This is a genomic window from Yoonia sp. R78084 (assembly GCF_044595625.1).
Lineage (GTDB): Bacteria > Pseudomonadota > Alphaproteobacteria > Rhodobacterales > Rhodobacteraceae > Yoonia.
Genome location: NZ_CP138993.1, coordinates 3,131,893 through 3,153,555, shown reverse-complemented (window position 1 = coordinate 3,153,555; position 21,663 = coordinate 3,131,893). Strand labels below are relative to the sequence as shown.

Here is a 21,663-nt window from a genome sequence, read left to right as displayed (position 1 = left end):
GTTATGCCACCGCATGCGCGAGCGCACATTGGCGCCACAAAACCTTTAACGCATTGATAAGATGATCAATATCTGCATCTGTATGCAGCGGTGATGGTGTAAACCGAAGCCGCTCGGTCCCCTTAGGAACGGTCGGATAGTTGATCGGCTGCACATAAATATCCCATTCGCGCATCAGATAATCGGCCAACATGCGCGTCTTGACAGGATCACCGATCATAACCGGCACAATATGGCTGTCGTTCTCCATATGCGGAATCCCCTCACGATCAAGCGCCGCACGCAGGCGCGCCACCTGGCGGCGTTGTTGGGCGCGTTCAATCTCTGACTCCTTGAGATACGCGATCGAGGTGCGCGCAGCCGCAGCGACCGCTGGCGGCAGTGCTGTGGTAAAGATGAAGCCCGAGGCGAAGCTACGAATAAAGTCACACAACGCCGCCGATCCCGTGATATATCCACCGACAACACCATATGCCTTGCCCAATGTCCCTTCGATCAGGGTAATCCGGTCTGCTAGCCCCTCGCGTTCGCTGACACCGCCACCGCGCGGGCCATACATGCCAACGGCATGGACCTCATCCAGATAGGTCATCGCACCGTATTTTTCGGCGACTTCGACGATCTCTTTGATCGGGGCAATATCACCGTCCATGGAATAGACGCTTTCAAAGGCAACGATCTTGGGCACATCAGCGGGCAGACAACGCAGCTTCATTTCCAGATCATGCACGTCGTTGTGTTTCCAGATCACCTTGTTGGCGCGGGAATGGCGGATGCCTTCGATCATGGATGCATGGTTGCCTGCATCCGACAGGATCACGCAGTCCTTCAAACGGCTGCCCAAGGTGCTGAGCGCGGCCCAGTTGGACACATACCCCGACGTAAAGAGCAAAGCCGACTCTTTGCCATGCAGATCGGCAAGCTCACGCTCTAGCAAAAGGTGGTCGTGGTTCGTGCCCGATATATTGCGCGTCCCGCCTGCGCCGGTGCCGGTGCGCTCAACGGCTTCACACATCGCACCAATCACCTTGGGGTGTTGCCCCATGCCCAGATAGTCGTTCGAACACCAGACTGTCACATCACGCACGCCGTCTTCGGCGTGGTTGGCCGCCCGCGGGAATTTCCCGCATTTGCGTTCAAGTTCGGCAAAGTACCGATAGTTGCCGTCCTGCTTGAGTTGGGACAGCTGTGCATTGAAAAGTGCGTCAAAATCCATCGGTCTTATCTTTCTTCTTTGGACATCGTTTTTTGCGCCGGAAGCATCCAGCGCCAGAGTTTTGCATCCGGCAGCGGAACCACCATCAACCAGTGTTCAAGCAGGGCAAGCCCTGCCATTGCGGTAAGCAGGGCATAGCCTGCGACAGTCACCTCTGATCCGGCGGACCAGAGCCGCTCGGCGCAGACGGCGAGCAGCGCGGTCAGAATGGTGATCGCGGCTGGGAACGCGAGTGTCACCGGACTGCGCCGGAAATAGGTTTTCAGATGGTTCAGCCTCAGCGGCACGAATTCCGTATTGATCCGCGGCACGCCAAAATAGAGGTTCAGTTTGGCCAGAATGCGCGCAATGAACAGCACGAGGTAGATCGCAAGCGCGATCCGGTTCGGGGCACCTTCCGATGCAATCACCAGACCCCAAAGACCAAGTGTCAGCGCCAGTTCGTGGTAGGCCACCGTCGAGAATGCACGAAAGAACCGATCCCGCCCGGCAAGACCGGGGGGGCAATCGTCACGCATGGGGCCCGTGATCACACCCGCCAGAAAGGCAAGCTCGATCCAGCCCCAGATCGCCAAGGCCCCCGCAAAGCCGATATAGACGCCAGCAACGCTGGCATCATGCAAAGACACCGCCACAGCCCAGATACCGACCGCCAGCAACGGCAGGCCCATAAAAGTGGTCATGCCATGGCGATCCAAACGGTCCGCCCGCCGCACCGCCACTAGAATCGCACCGGTGGCGAACCACCAGGCGAAAATAGCGATCAGCGATGCGATCCAGGGCGATGTCATCAGTATGCAGGCTCCAGTCGTGGGCTGTCAGGAACAGCATTCTTGTGAACTGGAATTGTCAGCAGGCTAACGAAGGCGTAACCGGCCTTGGCCGATCCGACCATCCGCTTGGCCCAGCCCCCGATCCCGCCTTGCTTGCGGCCTTCGGCGATCTGCACATTGGCATCCTGCATCCGGTTCAGGGTTGGTTCCCAACGGGGGTGGTCGATGTCCAAGGTCATCGGGAACACCTGTGTCGAGATTTCCGAGGTCTTGCGGAACACCTCTTGGCCGTACCATTTGGGGTCAACGCCCAGCGCCTTGTGGAATTCGGGGCGCTGGTGGTCGCGCACCCACATGGTCGAGAAGACAGCCGTCAGGAAGAACTTGATCCACATGCGGTTGGCCCAGCTTTGCGTCAGCTTGGGGTCGGTTTTCAGCAGCAGGGCAAAGGCCTCACCATGGGAAAACTCGTCGTTGCACCATTCACGGAACCATTTGAAAATGGGGTGGAAGCGGTGCTCGGGGTGCGCCTCAAGGTGACGGAAGATCGTGATGTAGCGCGCATAACCGATCTTTTCGGAAAGATAAGTCGCGTAGTAGATGAACTTGGGGCGGAAGTACGTGTACTTCTTGGCCTGCGTCAGAAAGCCAAGGTTCACGGCAATACCCGCTTCACGCAGCGCGTCATTGATGAAGCCGGCATGGCGGGCCTCATCGCGGGCCATCAGCTGAAACAGCTCGGTGATATCCTTGTTGGATCCGCGCCGCTTCATTTCCTTATAAAGCACACAGCCCGAGAATTCAGCCGTGCAGGACGAAATCAGAAAGTCGATGAACTCGGCCTTCAGCTTCGGCTCCATCCCGTCCCAATCCACATGGTCCCAGTCTTCGTTTTTCTTGAAGTGGCCCTTGTTGGGGTCAGCCTTCATCTGGCCGATCAACACGTCCCAGTCTTCGCGGACGGAGGAGACATCAATCGCATCCATCTCATCGAAATCGGTGGTGTAGAAACGCGGCGTCAGCAGCGTGTTGGACATCGCCACTTTTGTCGCTTCTTCATTGGTCAGCGGCGGCAGCGCTTCTTGTGCGGCAATCGCCTCTTCGGCGGTGGCGGCGGTGGATGAATGCATGTTCATGACATCACCTCTTCGCTAAAGGAAAATTCGCAGAGTTCCATGAACTCAAAATCCCCGGTGGCACGGGTCCAAAGCTGTTCCAGCTTGCTGGCGCGGGTAATGACGGCGGTGCGCTTTTCTTCGATCAGCTCGCCAAAGGCAGCCATAATTTCGGGGCCCTGCACCTGCACCGTGTCACCCGGATAGATGACAGCGCCATTATCCAGACGCACGTGCGCCGACAGTTCTTCAAACCGGTGCGAGATCGTGACCGTGCACGGCGCGGTCTCTTTCTCTCTTGTAAATAGTCCCATGTGAGTTCCCTTTCACATTAAACGCGGGGGGCTAGCCTGCGTTTGGTTTCAGTCCAGCAGTCTTGCGAAGGCTGCTACATTATCTTTGCCGTAGCCAATCAATTCGACCCGCAGGTCGGTGGTCTCATCAATGATGGCGATATTGCCGTTCTCGCGCCGCACGACGGTGACGGGCGCAGTTTGCGAGACGTTATTCACATAGCGCGACCGTTCCACGACGCGGCCAATCACACCCAGAAAACCGCCTTTGTAATCAGCAGAAGAAGCCAGCAATTCACCCTCAGGCGTTCTGACCTCGTAAATGCCGCTCCGGTTGCCCTCCATCACAATCTCAAGTGATTGAACGATTGGCGCTTCGACCAGCACACCACGGTTCGGTACGTCAAACCATTGCGCATAGGCCACTAAGGCAAGGGCCGCTGCCATCAGACCAAACATGGCCTGCACCAGAAATCGCGGGACCATATCGCGGTCGCGGTGGCGCATTTGTTGTTCAAGTTGCGACATATGACTTACTCCGCTGCAACGGCGTTGCTGCCGTCTTGTTGCGACACACGCGCGATGCGTGGCTCGGAAATCCGGGTCTCGGCCGCTTCAGCAAAGATCTGGGCGACATTCTGGGCATCAGGGATACAGCGCAGCGCCGGCTGCGTGCGTGCTATCCGCCACGGGCGGACGTGCGGCCATGACATCAGATAAGAAATGCGGGTTTCGCCAATCAACTCGAACGCCAATGTACCGTGGCCCGATGGTTTCAGGTCCAGCTTGGCGGTCCCGATCCATGTATAAGGCAGGTTCAGTGTCATGGTCAGCGCCGCCCCGATCCGCATGGCCACGCGCTTGTTTGTCAGCGTGTAAACGGTGGAACGGGCCTGCACATAGGCAATCCCATAAAGGATACCACAGGCGATCAGGCCGGAAATGATGAACGGGATACCATGCATTAACGCAATGCCGAAAGGTGCATCCGCTGCCGAAACACCCACCCGCCAGAAGGCGAGCAATGCGAAATAGGCCGCAACCCAGCGCACCCCAAGCGCTTCGCGCGCCAAGAGCCGCGGATCAGGGGCACCCTGCCACAAGATATGTTCCCCTTCGGGCAGCTGCTCTGGCAGGCCCCTGATGGGTTCAAAGTTAAAATCGTCGTGGCTCATGGTAGGTTCCCTTTCGTAGCCAGGGCGGCCCCGGTGGCGAACCGGGAACGCAGCGTGTTTTCATCGGACCGGATCAGGAGGCGTACATCGTGCCACCGGCGTAGTACGCCATGATCTTGTCTTCCTCGAGCAGGGTGACCTGCTCCATGCTTTTGGTCGTTGGCACGTTGTCCCAGTTGCTTGCGTAGAGCGATTTGACCGTCACGCGGTCAGTTCCGATCTTGGCAAGGTTCATCGGGATCAGACGTGTTTTGCCTGTGCCTTCTGGGTTCAGATCAACCGTCAGAAAGCGGACCATCTGCTCGGGCACGTCGACCCACATATCGGTGACACGTCCGACGACTTCACCATCACCACCGACAACGGCCTTGCCGCGCGGGTCACGACCGGCAGACACCTTGAAGTCAGGCAGCATCGACATCGGCTTGATCTTGACATGGCCGTGCGCGTCCAGTTCCGGCGCATCGCGGCGTGGTGCCCAGGCAGCAGGACCGACACCATCAATCATCGGATCACCAGTTGGAATCCACGGCGAACCGGTCGAGGCAGAGGACTGCGCCAAGGCAAGATCAGTCCGCATTTTGCTGTCTTCGAATGCGCGTGAAGGCACTGTCAATTCACCGCGGCCATCGCGCAGTTTGAAGGTCTTTTCCTTCGGCAAAGGAAACAGGCTTTCGTTCGCAGGCACACCATCGGCGTCGTCCCGCAAAGGATAACCTTCACGCATGTTTTCGGTTTGCAGGTAATAGACAAGCCCCGCAAAGAAGATCCAGAAGAGCCATATCGCTGCGCTCGCCAGATCGAAGTCTCCAAAAAATTCTACACCAACCATTGGTTTTTCCTTTCGGTGGTTAGGTCGGGAAATCTGCCAATCCCAGCTTGGCAGACCCCCCGGTGGTTATGGGCCGCAACCGCACAAGCGGCCCCAGCACAATCAGGGTTAGGAATAAGAGGCCAATTTCGGTGTGATAAACGACCGAATAGCCGGTGGCAGGCGTGGCGAGCGCCTCTCCCAAGGTGCCGTTCCCAGCGGCATGGTTCACGAGGTCACGCACAGTGCCCCCGATAAAGATGGACAGCCCCGCGCCGGTGGCTTGTGCAGCCCCCCATGCGCCAAGGGCCAAACCACGACCGGCTTTGCCGATTGTGGGCATTGTCATGGCGGCGGTCAGGGTCGAGACGCCGAAAAGGCCGCCTCCAAACCCGATCAGGGCCGCACCGAAATAGAACAGAACTGGCGATCCGATGGGCGCCGAAAAGATGACAGCGCAAAACGCCAGAATTCCAGCAAGAATGCCGCGTGCGCACATCCGATAAGGGTCAACGCCCTTTGCCAGCCAGCGCGCCGCAAAACCGAAACCGACCAGCGCGCCCAGCGCCCACATCGCTGTCAGCAGCGTGGTTGCGGACACGGACAACCCGAGGATCTCACCACCGTAAGGCTCAAGCAGGACGTCCTGCATGTTGAAGGCCATCGTACCAATAAAGACAACAGCAAGCAGACGGCCCGCATCACCACCGGCGGCTAGATCATTCCAGGCATCGCGGAATGTCGGGCTTGCCTCTGCGCGCTGTGCCTTGGTCATCGGCTTGACCTGTTCCTGCTTCCACAGGGCAATCAGGTTCAAGAGCAGCGTGACAACAGCCGTACCTTGCACGACCTGCACCAGGCGCAGCGCCGAATAATCACGCAACAAAGCGCCGATGATGATGGCTGCAAATGCCATGCCCAGCAGGTTCATCACATAAAGCAGCGCAACCACCTTGGGCCGCGTTTCTTCCGTCGCGCGGTCAGCGGCCAGCGCCAGACCCGCCGTCTGGGTCATATGCATGCCGATCCCGGTCAGCAAAAACGCAAGGCCCGCACCCACATAGCCCGCAATCGGGAAATCGAGCGTGCGGTCACCCGACAGCACAAGCAAGGCCATCGGCATGATCGCAAGACCGCCGAACTGCCACATGGTGCCGAACCAAAGATAGGGAATGCGCTTCCACCCGATGGCGGATTTATAGTTATCCGATTTATGCCCCACGAGCGCACGGAACGGCGCCACCAGCACAGGGATCGCGATCATTGCGGCAACCAGCGTTGCGCCAATCCCCAACTCGACAATCATCACACGGTTCAACGTGCCCAACAGCATCACCGCCGCCATGCCGACCGACACCTGAAACAGCGACAGGCGGAGCAACTGGCCCAGCGGCAGATCATCACTCACCGCATCGCTAAACGGCAAAAGATCAACCGAAATCTTTTTGAGGGATGATGCCTTGAAGATCATGGTTTTGGACCCTCGAATGACAATGCTGTGGAAATATAAAAGCCTGATTTGACCCGTTCGATCTCCTTCAGGCGCCCCTTTACGCCTGATGTGCGCAAGGCATCTGCAACGCCGACGACGGTTTGCGGAACCATCACAGGGCTGCGGTCTGCACGCGGGAACATCTTGCCGACACGCCACATGGCCATCAGGGCCGGGGTGCGTGGGGCGATGGTAAAGACAAACTTGCCCTCCAGACGCGGGCTGGCCTTAGCAAGCAGTCCGGCGATGTCCAAGGCGCTGTAGTAAATCATCGAATCCATCGCGAGGATGTAGTCAAACACACCTGTCGTGCTGTCGAGCATATCGCCGGCAACCCATGTGATATTGCCCGCCAGATTGGCCGGCATCCGCTGCTCTGCGATCCCCACCAACGCGGGTGAAATATCAACGGCCACCACATCCGCGCCCCGCTGGGCCAGTTCGACCGCCATCGTGCCAGTGCCACACCCTGCATCCAGCACCCGTGCACCGCGCAGGTCTTCAGGCAGTTGCGCCAGCATCAGGGCACGCATCTGGTCACGCCCCGCACGCACAGTCGCACGCACACCGGAAACGGGCGCATCTGATGTCAGCTGCTCCCAGACCTTGGTGGCCGTGCGGTCGAAATAGTGTTCGACCCTGTCACGTGTGGTGGCGTAATTGGCCATTAATCAAAACCCAACAATTCAAAGATTTCACGATCCGGCAGGCATTCGGGCGCCAGCGGCAAAGTCCCGTTCCACAGCGTTTCAGCAAGACGCATGTATTCCTTGCGCACCTGTACGACGTCTTCGTCGTCTGGCATTTCAAAGAGGGTCTTTTTCTTCAGACGGCTGCGACGGATCGCATCAAGATCGGGCATATGTGCAAGGCGGTTAAAGCCCACCACATCGCAATAGCGATCCACCTCATCGGTGTCCTTGCTGCGGTTTGCGACGCAACCCGCCAGGCGGACCTTATAGTTGGATGATTTCGCCTGCACCGCCGCGATGATCCGGTTCATCGCATAGATGCTGTCAAAGTCATTCGCGGTCACGATCAAGGCACGATCGGCGTGTTGCAGCGGGGCGGCAAAACCACCACACACCACGTCGCCCAAAACGTCAAAGATCACAACATCGGTGTCTTCCAGCAGGTGATGCTGCTTTAGCAACTTCACCGTCTGGCCGACAACATACCCACCACAGCCTGTACCGGCAGGGGGGCCACCGGCCTCGACGCATTTCACACCGTTGAAACCCTCAAAGATGAAATCTTCGGGGCGTAGTTCCTCGGCATGGAAATCAACATCCTTGAGAATATCGATCACCGTCGGGACTAGACTTCCGGTCAGGGTAAACGTGCTGTCATGCTTGGGATCACAGCCAATCTGCAACACGCGCTTGCCATGCATCGAAAACGCCGCCGACAGGTTGGATGATGTGGTCGATTTCCCGATCCCGCCCTTGCCGTAGACTGCAAATACCTTTGCGCCTTCGATCTTGGCATCTTCGGGCTGATGCACCTGAACGGACCCTTCGCCATCCTGGCCGCGTAGGTTTGGTACTTCGTCTCTCGGGCTCATATCAGAGTCCTTCCTGTTATATTCATTGTGAAAGCGGTCATTCTGCTGCGACCCCTTCCATGCGATCTTCAAGGGCGTCCGCTGCGTCCTGCAGGGCGGCCAATGTGTCTTCGTCGGGTGACCAGTAGGCGCGGTCAGATGCCTCAAGCAGGCGGTTTGCCATCCGCATCGAGGCTTGCGGGTTCAGCGCCGCCAAACGGTTGCGCATCGCCTCGTCCAGAACGAACGTCTCGGACAGGCGCTGATAAACCCAAGGCTCAACTTCACCGGTGGTTGCGGACCAGCCCATCGTATTGGTCACATGGGCCTCTATCTGGCGCACGCCTTCATGGCCGTGGTTCAGCAGGGCCTCATAGAATTTGGGGTTCAGACTGCGGCTGCGTGTTTCAAGGGCGACCTGATCCTGAAGGGTCCGCACTTTGGCGGCCCCTTTGGTCTGATCGCCGATATAGACAGGCGCGCTTTGCCCACCTTTGGCACGTTTTACGGCGCGGGAAATGCCACCCAGCGTATCGAAATAATGGTCAACGGTGGTGACACCCAGCTCGACCGATTCAAGGTTCTGATAGGCCAGATCCACGTCTTTCAGCGCCTTTTGCAGCAAGGCGGGGTTCTGTGCGGCCTTGCCATTTACGCCATAGGCAAAGGACTTGCGCGCCTCATAGGCATCGGCCAATTCATCCTCATCGCCAAAGGCAGAGCTATCTACCAACTGGTTGACGTTCGACCCATAGGCACCCTCGGCATTGCTGAAGACGCGCAAAGCCGCGGTTTCCAGATCGGACCCCATCTCTTCGGCATAGGCCAGCGCATGGGCGCGAATGAAGTTCTGTGCAAGCGGTTCATCGGCTTGGGCGCATTTCAGTGCCGCTTCGGCCAACATCTTGGTCTGCAAAGGCAGCAGATCGCGGAAGATGCCCGACAGTGTCATCACCACGTCAATGCGCGGACGTCCCAATTTGGAGAGCGGGATCAGATCGGCACCGGCAAGGCGGCCAAAATTGTCAAACCGTGGCACAGCGCCCATCAGCGACAACGCCTGTGCGATCGGTCCGCCATCGGATTTGATGTTATCAGACCCCCAAAGCACCAAGGCAACGGTTCCGGGAACGCTGGCATGGGTTGCCAGCAAGAGATCGGCCTGCTTGGCACCTTCGGCCATTGCAAATGCAGTGGGCATGCGGAACGGATCGAATGCGTGGATATTCCGGCCAGTAGGCACAATCTGGGGCGAACGGATCAGATCACCACCGGGGACAGGCGCAATAAAATGGCCCGACAGCGCGCGCATCAGCGCAGGCAGTTCGTGATCTTCTTTCAGTAGTTCTGCTGCGTGATCCGCCGCCTCGCCCGCTGGCATCATCGCGATCATCTCGGCGCGCGCGGCATCGGACAACGGTTTGCCCACAACATGCATGCCTTCGGTAATCAGCGACCCTTCGGTTTCCAACAGCTTGAGCCACAGACCATCAATATCGCCTGCCTTCATATCAACGGCATGGGCCTGATCACGGATCAGTTGTTCCAGATCGGCGCGCTGGTTGTCCTCGGCGGGCATTTCACGCCAACGGGTCAGGCTGTCCTTGAGATCAGCCAGGCCTTTATACAAACCTGCCGTGGTCAAAGGTGGCGTCAAATGCGTCACAATAATCGCGTTAGACCGGCGCTTGGCCAGTGTCGCCTCGGAGGGGTTATTCGCGGCATAAAGGTAGATATTCGGCATCTCGCCGATCAAACGGTCCGGCCAGTCATCAGCCCCCAGACCCGCCTGCTTGCCCGGCATGAATTCAAGCGCGCCATGCATCCCGAAATGCAGCAAGGCGTCGGCTTTGAACGTATTGCGCAGCCACAGATAGAAGGTGACAAAAGCGTGCGTCGGGGCAAAGCCTTTCTCGAACAGAAGGCGCATGGGATCGCCCTCATACCCGAAGGCAGGCTGCACGCCGACAAAAACATTCCCGAAATGATGCCCCAGCACATAAACGCCGCGTCCGTCAGATTGGATTTTACCCGGAGCAGGGCCCCAGACCGCTTCAACCTCGGCCAGATGCGGGCTGGTGCGCACGATGGTGTCGGCATCAATATGGGCGGCAACATTGGCCTGCTGGCCGTATTGGGCGCTGTTGCCCTGCAAGATCATGGCGCACAGATCATCAACCGTGTCGGGCACATCAACGCTATAGCCGTCAGTTTTCATCTTGTTCAACGTGTTGAACAGACTTTCAAACACGCCCAGATAGGCCGCCGTGCCAACGGCACCGGCATTCGGCGGGAAACCGAACAGCACAACGCCAACTTTCTTCTCGGCATTTTCCTTGCGCCGCAGCAGCGCCAAGCGCCGCGTCTTTTCAACGAGGCTTCCAATCCGCTCGTGGCAGGGGGCCATCGCCTTGCAATCTGATTGCACGGCACAATTGACCGAACAGCCATTACAGCCGCCGAGACCATGACGACCGGCAAAAACAGTCGGGTTTGTCGCGCCGTCTATTTCGGGCAGGGCGACCAGCATTGTCGTTTCGATCGGGCCAAGACCCTGACCGCTTTGCGCCCACTGCCCAAGCGTCTGGAATTCCAGCGGTTGGGCCGCAATATAGGGCACGTTCAAGGCACCCAGCACAGCAACCGCTGTATCGCTGTCATTATAAGCAGGGCCACCGATCAGGGAAAATCCGGTCAATGACACCAGCGCATCAATGTTGCCCTGAAAATAGTTTTCAATCGCCGGACGCCCGTCGAGACCCCCAGCAAAAGCAGGGATGACACGGACACCCTTGGCCTCGAACGCACGAATAACCGCATCATAGTGGGCGCAGTCAGAGGCAAGGATATAGGACCGCAGCATCAGCAAACCGACCGTTGCAACCGGGGTCGCAGGCCGCGGCAGGTCAGCAAGGTCAGTGACGATCTTATGATCCGGCAGATCAGGGTGATAAAGGCCGACATCAGGGTACTCGATCGGCAGAGCCGCCCGCGCGCCACGCCAGTCGGCACGGTTCGCATAACGGCCAATCAGGAAGCGGATCATCTGCTCGACATTGTCGTCAGAACCACCAAGCCAGTATTGCATCGCCAGGAACCAGGCGCGCAGATCCTGGGCCTTGCCAGGGATCAGTTTCAGGATCCTGGGCAGGCGGCGCAGCGTCTTCATCTGCTTGGCACCACTATCGGCAGTTGGCTTGGACGAGCCGCGCAATTTCTTCAAAAGCGCCATGGCACCGCTGGCAGGCTTGGACATGTCCAAGTCACCCATACGGGTCAGTTTGACGATCTCGCCGTCGGCAATGACACCCAGCATCGCATCGCATGCCGCGCGGCGGGCCTGCATCGCGGGCAGAATGGCCTTCACGTGTTCTTCGAGGAAGAGAAGGTTTGCGATGATGATATCACCCTGCGCAACAGCATCGCGGGCGCGGGTCAATGCATCGGGTGATTCAGACCACTCAGCGGCAGAAAACACCTGCACGTCGAGCCCCGGAAAATCCGGTGCCAAGCGCGTAGACACACGCAAGGCGGGTCCCGCAGCGTGGGCATCCAGCGTGACAATCACCACGCGGTAGGGCTTATGCATCACTTCATCGCGCATAATGTGCCTTTGCCTCATAGAGCGTATCAAGGCTGATTTCGTGAAGGCCCTTTTCCAAAGCGAAGGTTTCCGTGTTCCGGCGGGCCTTGCCGCGCACAAAGAACGGGATCTTTTTCAGCTCGCGTTCCGCATCCGACAGCCAGATCACATTGTCGCCCTGAGGCTCTGCTGGCACGTTCACGGTTTCTTCGACCTTCGCTTTCGCCTTACCGCCGTGGTGGCTCGCGCCGGCATCATCGTGGAATTCGAAATCGTCGCGGAACATCGTCAAGAGATGCTCTTCCAGACCCATCACCAGCGGATGGATCAGCGTATCAAAGATGACATTTGCGCCCTCGAAACCGACTTGCGGGGAATAGCGGGCGGGGAAATCCTGCACGTGGACGGGCGCGGAAATGACAGCACAGGGAATGCCCAGACGCTTGCCGATATGGCGCTCCATCTGGGTGCCAAGGATCATTTCAGGGCTCAGCGCCTCAATCGCCGCCTCGACCTCGAGGTAATCATCGGTGATCAGGGCGTCGACGCCGTATTCCTTGGCCAGCGCCCGAATAGGACGCGCCATTTCGCGATTGTAACAGCCCATGCCGACAACTTCGAAACCCATCTCGTCTCGGGCGATCCGCGCATGGGCGGCAACATGGGTGCCGTCGCCGAAGATAAAGACGCGCTTGCCGGTCAGATAGGTGCTATCGACCGAGCGCGACCACCACGGCATCCGCAGGCGGCTTTCATCAACGGCAACGGATTTGCCAGTGATGGCGACCACTTCCTTGATAAAGTCGCGTGTCGCGCCAACACCAATCGGCACAACCTTGGTGAACGGCTGGTTATGGTTCTTTTCCAAAAACCGCGCCGCTGCCTCGCCGGTCTCGGGCGACAGCAACACATTGAAATGCGCCGCTGGGAGGCGTGCAATATCAGATGGTGTTGCGTTCAAAGGGGCAACGACATTCACGTTGATGCCCATTTCGGACAAAAGCCCAGTGAGTTCTTCCACATCATCGCGGGCACGAAAGCCCAGCGCGGTTGGACCCAAGATGTTGCACGTCACACGCGCTGTGCGCTCTTGTGGTTGGGCCAGCGTTTTCACGATCTGGTAAAACGTCTCATCCGCGCCAAAGTTTTCCTTGCGGCTATAGCTTGGCAATTCCAGCGGAATGACGGGGATCGACAACCCCATCGTCTCGGCCAGACCCGCCGGATCATCCTGAATCAATTCCGCAGTGCAGGACGCACCCACGATAATCGCCTCGGGCTGGAACCGGTCAACGGCATCCTGACAGGATGCTTTGAACAGGGTCGCGGTATCGGCACCCAGATCTCGCGCCTGAAAAGTGGTATAGCTGACAGGCGGGCGGTGATTGCGGCGTTCGATCATCGTGAACAGCAGATCGGCATAGGTATCGCCCTGCGGGGCGTGCAGCACATAGTGCAGACCCTTCATCGCGGTGGCGACGCGCATCGCGCCAACATGGGGCGGGCCTTCATATGTCCAGACGGTGAGTTTCATTCGGCGACCTCCATTTGGAGAACGGCCTTGCGCCGCAGCGGACGCGAGAAGAGACCGGCCAAATCACCCGCCTGTTCGTAGAAATGGACGGGCGTAAAGACCAGCTCGATCGCCCATTTGGTCGACAGCCCCTCCGCCTCAAGCGGGTTGGCAAGGCCAAGGCCGCAAACCGTGAGGTCAGGGCGGGCGGCACGGGCGCGTGCCAGTTGTTTATCAACATCCTGCCCTTCGGAAATCTGCGGACCGGCAGGTAACAGATCAAGATCGGGGCCATGCAGGGCATCGTGAATATAGGGGCTGCCCACTTCGATCGCGGTCATGCCGCATTCGCGGGTCAGGAAGCGTGCAAGCGGGATTTCCAACTGGCTGTCAGGGAAGAAGAACACCGATTTGCCGCGCAATGCCTCGGCGGCTTGCGCAATCGCTTTGCGCGCACGGGCGCGGGGGGCGGCGGTGACGGCTTCGAACGTCTCGGCGCTGACGCCAAACTCTGTGGCAATCGTGCGCAACCACGCGGTCGTACCTTCATCACCAAAGGGGAAGGGGGCCGCCAGATGGCGTGCGCCACGACGTTCCAGTGCGGCATGCGTATCACCAAGGAACGGCTGGGTCAGCGCAAACACCGTGTTTTCGCCGACCGCAGTCGTGTCATCAATCCGGCGCGCTGGGAGCAGGCGGATCGGGCCGATACCCAGATCGGTGAGAAGCGACACCATCTGATCTTCGACAACATCAGGCAGCGCACCGACAACAAGCAACTCGCGCGCTTTGGTATCCTTCAGAACCGGCACCATTGAGGCAAGGCAGGCGTCTTCACCTTCGGTAAAAGTCGTCTCGATGCCGGAACCGGAATAATTCAGCACCCGTACATGAGGCGCATGCACCTGGCTGAGACGTTCTGCCGCACGCGCCAGATCGATTTTGATTACTTCAGAGGGACAAGACCCCACTAAAAACAACTGGCGGATGTCAGGACGACGCGCCAGGAGGCGGGCAACCTCGCGATCAAGCTCTTTGTGGGCGTCGGCCATACCGGCCAAATCCTGCTCTTCGAGAATCGCTGTACCGAATCTGGGTTCGGCAAAAATCATCACGCCAGCCGCCGATTGCAGCAGATGCGCGCAGGTCCGTGAGCCCACCACCAGAAAGAATGCGTCCTGCATCTTGCGATGCAACCAGATGATGCCGGTCAAACCGCAAAACACCTCGCGCTGGCCCCGCTCTTTGAGGATAGGCGCGGTCCGGCAGCCGCCGTTTGTGGGGGTGAGAGGTACGTTCATGCCCGTGCCTCCGCATCCAACCGCGCAAGGCGCAGTTTCCAGACGAATTGGGCGGCGTTGATGACGTAGGCCGCATACGCCGCAAGCGCCAGATACATCAGACCGCTTGGCGATAGCGCGCTTGAGTAGAGCGCGAAAATATAAAGCAAATGCAATGCGATAACCGCAAAGCTGAACACATCTTCCCAGAAGAAAGCCGGTGCAAAAAGGTACTGCCCAAAGACGACTTTTTCCCAGATCGCACCGGTCACCATGATCAACAGCAAAACGCCGGTTTTGATGACGATTGAAAGCGTGGCAACGTCATAGCCCGCCCCGGTGATCAGGTAGCGCAGCACCAGTACAAGCGAGGCAAGAAATACGAGGAACTGGAGTGGCGCCAAAATACCCTGAACAAGGGTCCATTTGGTGGCGTCACGGCGGGCCCGCTCTGCATCAGAATACAGCCGCCTGCCGAGTGTTTGCACACCTGCTGTATTCGTGTCGGCAATGGCCATGTTAAGTTTCCCTGACAGTGTCTTGTGTCAAGAATAGGTGTCATTCGCCCCATGTGTCAACTTTAAGTTACACACTGTGACCGAATGTAGCTGACAGCCGGCCTTGTGCCGAAATTGCGCCTAAGTATCAATTTTACATGAGACTTTTTAAGTCTTTCACGGACAAGACCGCTATATATGTCAATTTACTTTGACATTCCGGACGTCACACCTGACAATGACGCAATTGCTGTATAGAACGCCTCCGCGCAGTACTTCAGCTAAAGGACAAGCGAATGGCCGATCGTCATAAGTTTGGCGTCAAGAAAGAGCCGGTAGTGCCTCAGGTGCCACGGGGTGCTGTCGGGCGCCGTGTCGCTGAAGCCGTGACCGAAGATATTTCGCGCCATCTTGATCCTGTCCTCTTCGAGGACTTGAAGGATGCGGCACTTAGCCAGAACCCCGAAGCCAGCAGACGTGCGATCAAAACTGCGCTTGCTGATGGGATACGTCCGGAAGACCTCGCTGACTTTTATATTCCGGCCCTTGCGCGTGATATGGGTGACCTGTGGTGCGTGGATCAGCTTAGTTTTGCAGGGGTGACAATAGGTGTATCGCGGTTGCAAGCCATGATGCGCGCATTGGGGCCCAACTGGGCAAGCGATAGCGCGACGCAGAACGAAAACGCGTCAATTCTGTTGATTGTACCGCAAGAAGTGTATCACACGCTTGGCGCGATTGTTCTCAGCAGCCAACTGCGGCGCAAGGGCTTTTCTGTGAAGCTGATTTTGGGCGGCAAACCGGAAGATATTGCCATTCGGCTGTCACGTACTAGGTTTGAAGCCGTATTTATATCTTCATCCGCTGGTGAAACGCTTGAATCGTTGCGCCATATCATTGATGTTATTAAAACTTCGTGCGAGGAACCTTGTCCTATTGTGGTCGGCGGCTCTATTCTCGACGTTGAGAAGACTGATGACGTAACGGCGCTGACAGGGGCTGACTATGCCACAAAAAGACCAGATGAGGCCCTGAGACTTTGCGGCCTACAACAAACCGAGCAGAACAAAGCGCACGCCAAGGGCGGGACCTAAGCCATGAAAAAGGTCCTCACTTACAGGCGTCATCCATGACTTCCCGCGGAACCAAATACTGGAACAGCGGTGCGATCCCTTTGATTGCCCCCGAAATTCTTGGCGATATCATTGCCGAAGTCGCAGACGTTGGTGTGGTCATTTCGGGAACCGGCACCATCCTTTCTGTTCTTGTAAATCCTTCCAATGATGCTTTCCGCCAGCTGGAGAATTGGGAAAACAAGGACATTCGCACAACGCTGACAATCGAAAGCGTATCGAAATTTGACAGCCGTTTGTCCGAATTTCTTGATGGCAAGTCACGGGTCCGGCCAGTTGAGCTGAACCATACCGACGGCGATAATCGGTGGGAATCACCCGTCAAATACAGTTTCCACCGCATCGGGCCTGATGGCGCGATTCTGCTTTTGGGTCGCGATTTACGCCCCATCGCTGAGATGCAGCAGCAATTGGTCGAAGCACAGCTTTCGCTCGAGCGCGACTATGAAACCCAGCGCGAATATGACACCCGCTTTCGCGTGCTGATGGAGAGCACCTCTGAAGCAATCGTTTTTGTATCGGTTGCCACCGGTGAAATCACCGAGGCGAACTCGGCAGCAGTCGCATTGATCGACCGCCCGCTTGAAAACCTTATCGGCAATCAGCTTTCAGGCTGTTTTGAGGGGCGAAAACGCGGGGATATGGTTGATGCACTGGCATCTCAGGCAATCTCAGGCGTAAAAAAGACCATTCTTGCCGATCTGCGCGGTAACGGGTCGTCAGTACAAATATTTCCGACGCTTTTTCGCGCTGCAGGTGAACGCATTCTGCTCTGCAAACTCGTCCCCGAAGGTGAAGGCAGCGCACTCGCGGACGATCTGAACCACAATCTCCATGCACTCTATGCTGACGGGCCCGAGGCGATCGTGTTTACCGCCGAAAACGGTGACGTGCTTTCTGCCAATGATGCATTCCTCGATCTCATTGATGTGGCCCATGATATCAACGTGCGCGGCCGGAGTTTTTCCGACTATTTGCAACGCGGCAGCGTTGATTTCAAAGTGATGGCTGAGAACGCGCAGCGCGCCGGACGGATGCGCAACTATGCAACAAAACTGGCTGGTGAATATGGCAGCCCGCGTGCGATGGATATTTCTGTGACGCGGTTGATGGCCGGTCAGCAGACGATCTTTGCATTTGTGCTGCGCGATGCAAGTCGCGGTGAGACTGCCCAAACGCGCGCGCACCCCGGCAGCGACGAAAGCATGCGATCCGTTGCCGAGCTGGTGGGTAGTGCGACCCTGAAAGACATTGTATCGGAAACGACCAATGTTGTTGAGAAGATGTGTATCGAAACAGCCGTTGAGCTGACGATGAACAACCGCGTCGCCGCGGCCGAGATGCTGGGTCTGTCACGCCAGTCGCTTTACGTGAAACTCCGGAAATTCGGCCTTTTGAGCCGCGACGGCGAAGCCGAAGATTAACGCGGGCTGCGCTTGGCCAGAATACGTTGCAGCGTCCGCCTGTGCATGGACAAACGGCGTGCGGTCTCAGACACATTGCGATCGCAGAGCTCGTAGACCCGCTGAATATGTTCCCAACGCACACGATCTGCGCTCATCGGGTTTTCCGGCGGTGGTGGCAACTCATCCTGCAAAGCAAGTAAAGCATTGGTCACGTCAGTCGCATCTGCCGGCTTTGACAGATAGTCCGTCGCACCAATCTTGACTGCGGCGACCGCGGTCGCGATCGCGCCGTACCCTGTCAGCACAACAATGCGTGCATCGGGACGGCGCGCGCGCAATGTCTCTACCACATCAAGGCCGTTGCCGTCCTCCAGTCGCAAATCAACAACAGCATAGGCCGGCGGCCGCGCTGTCGAAATCGCCTTTCCTGCCGCGACAGAGCCAGCCATCTCGACATCAAAGCCGCGCTTTTCCATTGCTTTGGCCAGACGCCGCAGAAATGCTTCGTCGTCGTCTACCAACAGTAAGCTTTTGTCTTCACCCAAATCCAAGGCCACGGTGTTCATTCGCTTCCCTATGCATGCTTCTGCAATTGAGATAGGCTAGATCAGAGCGTCGTCAAATCACTGGTACTTATCCCCTGAACTCATTGCACGACGGAAGGGAATGACAATTCGCTCAGGGCAACTCCAAGCACATTGAACCTCTGAGCAATCGGCTTATCCTCCCTAACTTAACCTGATATTGGATCGCGGATTATGTCGGCCACAGAGAATTTGCTGATCAGAGGACAAGAACGCACCGATTGGGTCCGCCTTCGGACGCTTGTTACCCTGCGCTGGTTTGCCGTTGCGGGGCAGGCCATCGCAATTCTTGTGGCCGTGCGCGTTTACAACATCGAAATCGCGGTCGGGCAGGCGGCACTTGTTGTGACCGTCGCAGTCATTGCGAACCTTGTCTCCTTTTTCGCCTACCCATCGAACAAGCGCCTTTCGGATTTTGAGGCAACGCTCTGGCTCGTCTTCGACCTGATCCAGCTCAGCCTGTTGCTCTATCTGACCGGTGGCTTGAACAACCCTTTTGCAATGCTTGTGCTGGCGCCGGTGACAATTTCGGCCACCGTTCTTCACCTGCGCAGCACGATCTTTCTGGGGCTGGCCGCCATCACGATCATCACGATTATCAGCCGCTATAACCTGCCGCTGATCACATCAGACGGCGTTGTTTTGGTGCTTCCCGTCCTGTTCCAGTTCGGATTTTGGGTCGCACTACTGATCAGCCTGGTGTTTTTGGCCTTCTATGCACGGCAGGTCACATCCGAAATGAACGCAATGAACGAGGCATTGCTGGCAACACAACTGGCCTTGTCACGCGAACAAAAGCTCACCGACCTTGGCGGTGTTGTCGCCGCAACCGCGCATGAATTGGGTACACCACTTGCGACAATCAAACTTGTCAGCAGCGAGTTGAAAGAAGAACTGGCCGACCGCCCCGATCTGCTGGATGATGCCGAGCTGATCAGCTCTCAGGCGGACCGGTGCCGCGATATTCTGCGCTCGATGGGACGGGTCGGGAAAGATGATCTTCATCTGCGCAACGCACCCATCGAAATTGTTGTCAGAGAAGCCGCCGAACCGCACCGGAACCGCGGCAAGGACGTTGAATTCAATATCTTTCCGCTGGATGGCGCGAATTTGACACAACCCAATATCCAAAGGCGCCCGGAAATCATCCACGGTTTGCGCAACCTGATCCAGAACGCTGTCGATTTTTCGGAATCTCACGTCACCATAGACGTGACGTGGTCTGATACTCAGATCAACATCAAGATCTCTGACGATGGCCGTGGTTTTCCGCAGTCCGTCATCGGGCGCATCGGCGACCCCTACGTACGCCGACGGCGTTTTTCAGAAGATGGTGCGCGCAGACCCGGCTATGAGGGAATGGGCCTGGGACTGTTTATCGCCAAGACGTTGCTGGAACGGTCGGGTGCCACGCTTTCATTTTCCAATAGCCGCCGCCCCGGTCACGCGAGTTGGACGGGCCATCCGACAGGCGGTGCTGTGGTCGAGGTCAGCTGGCCCAGCGATGCGCTGCTTTTGCGTGGACAGGCCAATGATACCCCTCTGGGCAAGAACCAACCAATCCCGAGTTGGCCCTGACATTGTTTCCAGTATTAACACCACATTAACTTTCCTGACGGATGCTCGCGCCAAGCAGTGACAGGATCGGACGGAAAATGACAATCAATTTGGTCGAGTATGGGTCCATCTTGGTTGCGGCTGTTCTTGGCGCTATGGTCATCATGTCTGTTTTGCGTGCAAGCGGTGCATTCGGCACCATGACGCAAATGAATACCCAATCCCATCCGGATGAGGGTGCTGTTTTTCTGTTTCACGACAACGATCTCGTTGATGCGACAACACAGGCTTGGGCTTTGATCAACAATAGCCCCCGTAACCTTACCGATATGGATGCGATGCTCGTGGCGCTGGAGGTAGAGTTTCCCACGCTCAGAGAGCGGCTCTCGGATGTGAGTGCCGCGCATTGCCAAATCCGCAGTGAAAGCGATCGGTCTGTTTTTGTGGCGATCCAGCGCGTCAACCAACAGTTGCGCGTTTCACTCATGGGTGACGAAACCCCTGCGTATCAAGCAGCCACCAACCGGTTAAGCGATGCAGCACGCGACAAACAGGCCGCATTGATGCAAAGCATCGCCGCCAATTCCCCGCAACTGATCTGGCAGGAAGACAGCAAAGGGCATTTACTTTGGGCAAATGATGCCTATGCGAACCTGCTGAAACGCCATCGCCAGATGTCGCTTTTCGAGCCGTCGAAATACGCTGGCGACACCCCTGACCGCAGAGTTTCCGTAAAACTGGCTGGCGACCGCAGAGAGCGCTGGTTTGACATTTCTACCGTCAAACACGCAGACGGCTATCTGCACTTTGCCAATGACGCCACCGATGTGGTGCGGGCAGACACAGCACGCACCGAATTCGTCAAAACCCTTGGCAAGACCTTTGCCGAATTATCCATCGGCATTGCCATCTTTGACAACAACAGGCAGTTGACCATGTTCAATCCGGCACTGCTCGATATGACCAACCTTCCGGTCGATTTTCTGAGCGCCAGCCCAACAATCGACACGGTACTCGACCGGTTGCGTGAAATGCGCATGATGCCAGAACCCAAAAACTATGTGACCTGGCGCGAACAATTCACAGCCGTCGAAACGGCCGCCAAGGAAGGTACTTACAGCAAAAACTGGTCTCTTCCCGACGGGCAGACATACCGTGTGACAGGGCGGCCCTATCCTGACGGCGCTTTTGCACTTCTGTTCGAAGATATTAGCGCCGAGGTCTCGCTCACGCGGCGTTTCCGGCTGGATATTGAAACAGGGCAGGCCGTCCTTGACACGCTTCCGGACGCGATCGCGGTGTTCTCCTCTGCGGGTACTCTGGTGATGTCCAATCAGGCCTATGCCGATCTCTGGGCCAGCAACACGGACCACATCCTCGAACATCGTGTCCTACAGTCTGAAATGCGTATCTGGAAGAACCAGTCTATTCCATCGCCCATCTGGAACAATCTGTGCGATTTCATCCAGCAGCTTGGTACACGGCAACCGTGGGACGATGATGTTTTGCTGGATGACGGGCGGCAGCTTCATTGCCAAGCCAACCCGATTTCGGGCGGCATGACGATGCTGCGTTTCTCTGTCGCGCGGCCAAAACGGCCCGAGTTTACAAAGCTGATGGCCGCTGATCCCGCGATACAATTGATGAAGCGCTGATTTCTGCTTGCAGGCACCGCGCAACCCCATAATGTCG

19 protein-coding genes are annotated in these 21,663 nt (G+C 57.3%); 4 read left to right on the top strand and 15 right to left on the bottom strand.

Annotated elements, in window-relative coordinates:
• Position 1: 1 nt before the first annotated feature.
• The 14 genes from hemA to bchF all read right to left on the bottom strand — a co-directional run bounded on the left by hemA (position 2) and on the right by bchF (position 15,312).
• Positions 2 to 1,216, bottom strand: coding sequence for a 5-aminolevulinate synthase (hemA, locus tag SJY29_RS15795; protein ID WP_400084701.1), 1,215 nt, complete (start codon positions 1,214 to 1,216; stop codon positions 2 to 4).
• 5 nt (positions 1,217 to 1,221) lie between these two features.
• Positions 1,222 to 2,007: a putative photosynthetic complex assembly protein PuhE gene (gene puhE / locus SJY29_RS15790; protein ID WP_400084698.1), complete on the bottom strand. Its 786-nt coding sequence runs from the start codon at positions 2,005 to 2,007 to the stop codon at positions 1,222 to 1,224.
• Positions 2,007 to 3,125: a magnesium-protoporphyrin IX monomethyl ester (oxidative) cyclase gene (gene acsF, locus SJY29_RS15785; RefSeq protein WP_400084695.1), complete on the bottom strand. Its 1,119-nt coding sequence runs from the start codon at positions 3,123 to 3,125 to the stop codon at positions 2,007 to 2,009. The genes puhE and acsF overlap by 1 nt, the downstream gene beginning before the upstream one ends.
• Positions 3,122 to 3,418: a hypothetical protein gene (locus tag SJY29_RS15780; protein WP_055295196.1), complete on the bottom strand. Its 297-nt coding sequence runs from the start codon at positions 3,416 to 3,418 to the stop codon at positions 3,122 to 3,124. Before SJY29_RS15780 ends, acsF begins: the two co-directional genes overlap by 4 nt.
• Positions 3,419 to 3,466: 48 nt before the next feature.
• The gene (gene puhC, locus SJY29_RS15775; protein WP_400084691.1) at positions 3,467 to 3,925 is read right to left on the bottom strand and encodes a photosynthetic complex assembly protein PuhC; all 459 of its coding nucleotides are present in this window, start codon (positions 3,923 to 3,925) and stop codon (positions 3,467 to 3,469) included.
• 5 nt (positions 3,926 to 3,930) lie between these two features.
• Positions 3,931 to 4,572: a photosynthetic complex putative assembly protein PuhB gene (gene puhB / locus SJY29_RS15770; protein ID WP_400084687.1), complete on the bottom strand. Its 642-nt coding sequence runs from the start codon at positions 4,570 to 4,572 to the stop codon at positions 3,931 to 3,933.
• A 73-nt stretch (positions 4,573 to 4,645) separates the two neighbouring features.
• Complete coding sequence (gene puhA, locus SJY29_RS15765; protein ID WP_076660305.1) at positions 4,646 to 5,404, bottom strand: photosynthetic reaction center subunit H; 759 nt, start codon at positions 5,402 to 5,404, stop codon at positions 4,646 to 4,648.
• A gap of 19 nt (positions 5,405 to 5,423) precedes the next feature.
• The gene (locus tag SJY29_RS15760; RefSeq protein WP_400084683.1) at positions 5,424 to 6,854 is read right to left on the bottom strand and encodes a PucC family protein; all 1,431 of its coding nucleotides are present in this window, start codon (positions 6,852 to 6,854) and stop codon (positions 5,424 to 5,426) included.
• Entirely contained in the window at positions 6,851 to 7,543 is a 693-nt protein-coding gene (bchM, locus tag SJY29_RS15755) for a magnesium protoporphyrin IX methyltransferase (protein WP_400084680.1), read from the bottom strand. Before bchM ends, SJY29_RS15760 begins: the two co-directional genes overlap by 4 nt.
• Positions 7,543 to 8,439 carry a ferredoxin:protochlorophyllide reductase (ATP-dependent) iron-sulfur ATP-binding protein gene (gene bchL, locus SJY29_RS15750; protein ID WP_110277789.1) on the bottom strand — a complete coding sequence of 299 codons (897 nt, stop codon included), beginning with the start codon at positions 8,437 to 8,439 and terminating at the stop codon, positions 7,543 to 7,545. The genes bchM and bchL overlap by 1 nt, the downstream gene beginning before the upstream one ends.
• A gap of 37 nt (positions 8,440 to 8,476) precedes the next feature.
• Positions 8,477 to 12,022, bottom strand: coding sequence for a magnesium chelatase subunit H (locus tag SJY29_RS15745; RefSeq protein ID WP_400084677.1), 3,546 nt, complete (start codon positions 12,020 to 12,022; stop codon positions 8,477 to 8,479).
• Entirely contained in the window at positions 12,012 to 13,535 is a 1,524-nt protein-coding gene (gene bchB / locus SJY29_RS15740; RefSeq protein ID WP_400084675.1) for a ferredoxin:protochlorophyllide reductase (ATP-dependent) subunit B, read from the bottom strand. Before bchB ends, SJY29_RS15745 begins: the two co-directional genes overlap by 11 nt.
• Positions 13,532 to 14,815, bottom strand: a complete 1,284-nt coding sequence (locus SJY29_RS15735; RefSeq protein WP_400084672.1) for a ferredoxin:protochlorophyllide reductase (ATP-dependent) subunit N — start codon at positions 14,813 to 14,815, stop codon at positions 13,532 to 13,534. Before SJY29_RS15735 ends, bchB begins: the two co-directional genes overlap by 4 nt.
• The gene (gene bchF, locus SJY29_RS15730) at positions 14,812 to 15,312 is read right to left on the bottom strand and encodes a 2-vinyl bacteriochlorophyllide hydratase (protein WP_400084669.1); all 501 of its coding nucleotides are present in this window, start codon (positions 15,310 to 15,312) and stop codon (positions 14,812 to 14,814) included. Before bchF ends, SJY29_RS15735 begins: the two co-directional genes overlap by 4 nt.
• Positions 15,313 to 15,587: 275 nt before the next feature.
• Between bchF and SJY29_RS15725 the strand changes: the two genes are divergently transcribed.
• Both SJY29_RS15725 and ppsR read left to right on the top strand, forming a co-directional pair.
• The gene (locus SJY29_RS15725) at positions 15,588 to 16,385 is read left to right on the top strand and encodes a B12-binding domain-containing protein (protein ID WP_400084666.1); all 798 of its coding nucleotides are present in this window, start codon (positions 15,588 to 15,590) and stop codon (positions 16,383 to 16,385) included.
• Between the two features lie 35 nt (positions 16,386 to 16,420).
• The gene (gene ppsR / locus SJY29_RS15720; protein ID WP_400084663.1) at positions 16,421 to 17,848 is read left to right on the top strand and encodes a transcriptional regulator PpsR; all 1,428 of its coding nucleotides are present in this window, start codon (positions 16,421 to 16,423) and stop codon (positions 17,846 to 17,848) included.
• Here ppsR and SJY29_RS15715 read toward each other — a convergent pair.
• Positions 17,845 to 18,396 (bottom strand): ActR/PrrA/RegA family redox response regulator transcription factor, encoded by a 552-nt coding sequence (locus tag SJY29_RS15715; RefSeq protein ID WP_055295221.1) that lies wholly within the window; start codon positions 18,394 to 18,396, stop codon positions 17,845 to 17,847. The genes ppsR and SJY29_RS15715 overlap by 4 nt on opposite strands.
• A 192-nt stretch (positions 18,397 to 18,588) precedes the next feature.
• Here SJY29_RS15715 and regB point away from each other — a divergent pair, with 192 nt between their 5' ends.
• Both regB and SJY29_RS15705 read left to right on the top strand, forming a co-directional pair.
• On the top strand, positions 18,589 to 19,992 hold the full coding sequence (gene regB, locus SJY29_RS15710) for a sensor histidine kinase RegB (protein WP_400084659.1): 1,404 nt from the start codon (positions 18,589 to 18,591) through the stop codon (positions 19,990 to 19,992).
• Between the two features lie 77 nt (positions 19,993 to 20,069).
• Positions 20,070 to 21,626, top strand: coding sequence for a PAS-domain containing protein (locus tag SJY29_RS15705; protein WP_400084656.1), 1,557 nt, complete (start codon positions 20,070 to 20,072; stop codon positions 21,624 to 21,626).
• The last annotated feature ends 37 nt before the right edge of the window (positions 21,627 to 21,663 follow it).

What these genes read in the sequence shown, in the direction of transcription:
- bchL (WP_110277789.1), bottom strand. Translation starts at nt 8,439, where the DNA reads ATGAGCCCGAGAGACGAAGTACCAAACCTACGCGGCCAGGATGGCGAA.
- acsF (WP_400084695.1), bottom strand. Translation starts at nt 3,125, where the DNA reads ATGAACATGCATTCATCCACCGCCGCCACCGCCGAAGAGGCGATTGCC.
- SJY29_RS15715 (WP_055295221.1), bottom strand. Translation starts at nt 18,396, where the DNA reads ATGAACACCGTGGCCTTGGATTTGGGTGAAGACAAAAGCTTACTGTTG.
- bchB (WP_400084675.1), bottom strand. Translation starts at nt 13,535, where the DNA reads ATGAAACTCACCGTCTGGACATATGAAGGCCCGCCCCATGTTGGCGCG.
- SJY29_RS15705 (WP_400084656.1), top strand. Translation starts at nt 20,070, where the DNA reads ATGACAATCAATTTGGTCGAGTATGGGTCCATCTTGGTTGCGGCTGTT.
- ppsR (WP_400084663.1), top strand. Translation starts at nt 16,421, where the DNA reads ATGACTTCCCGCGGAACCAAATACTGGAACAGCGGTGCGATCCCTTTG.
- bchF (WP_400084669.1), bottom strand. Translation starts at nt 15,312, where the DNA reads ATGGCCATTGCCGACACGAATACAGCAGGTGTGCAAACACTCGGCAGG.
- regB (WP_400084659.1), top strand. Translation starts at nt 18,589, where the DNA reads ATGTCGGCCACAGAGAATTTGCTGATCAGAGGACAAGAACGCACCGAT.
- puhA (WP_076660305.1), bottom strand. Translation starts at nt 5,404, where the DNA reads ATGGTTGGTGTAGAATTTTTTGGAGACTTCGATCTGGCGAGCGCAGCG.
- SJY29_RS15760 (WP_400084683.1), bottom strand. Translation starts at nt 6,854, where the DNA reads ATGATCTTCAAGGCATCATCCCTCAAAAAGATTTCGGTTGATCTTTTG.
- SJY29_RS15780 (WP_055295196.1), bottom strand. Translation starts at nt 3,418, where the DNA reads ATGGGACTATTTACAAGAGAGAAAGAGACCGCGCCGTGCACGGTCACG.
- SJY29_RS15725 (WP_400084666.1), top strand. Translation starts at nt 15,588, where the DNA reads ATGGCCGATCGTCATAAGTTTGGCGTCAAGAAAGAGCCGGTAGTGCCT.
- puhE (WP_400084698.1), bottom strand. Translation starts at nt 2,007, where the DNA reads ATGACATCGCCCTGGATCGCATCGCTGATCGCTATTTTCGCCTGGTGG.
- puhC (WP_400084691.1), bottom strand. Translation starts at nt 3,925, where the DNA reads ATGTCGCAACTTGAACAACAAATGCGCCACCGCGACCGCGATATGGTC.
- SJY29_RS15745 (WP_400084677.1), bottom strand. Translation starts at nt 12,022, where the DNA reads ATGCGCGATGAAGTGATGCATAAGCCCTACCGCGTGGTGATTGTCACG.
- puhB (WP_400084687.1), bottom strand. Translation starts at nt 4,572, where the DNA reads ATGAGCCACGACGATTTTAACTTTGAACCCATCAGGGGCCTGCCAGAG.
- hemA (WP_400084701.1), bottom strand. Translation starts at nt 1,216, where the DNA reads ATGGATTTTGACGCACTTTTCAATGCACAGCTGTCCCAACTCAAGCAG.
- SJY29_RS15735 (WP_400084672.1), bottom strand. Translation starts at nt 14,815, where the DNA reads ATGAACGTACCTCTCACCCCCACAAACGGCGGCTGCCGGACCGCGCCT.
- bchM (WP_400084680.1), bottom strand. Translation starts at nt 7,543, where the DNA reads ATGGCCAATTACGCCACCACACGTGACAGGGTCGAACACTATTTCGAC.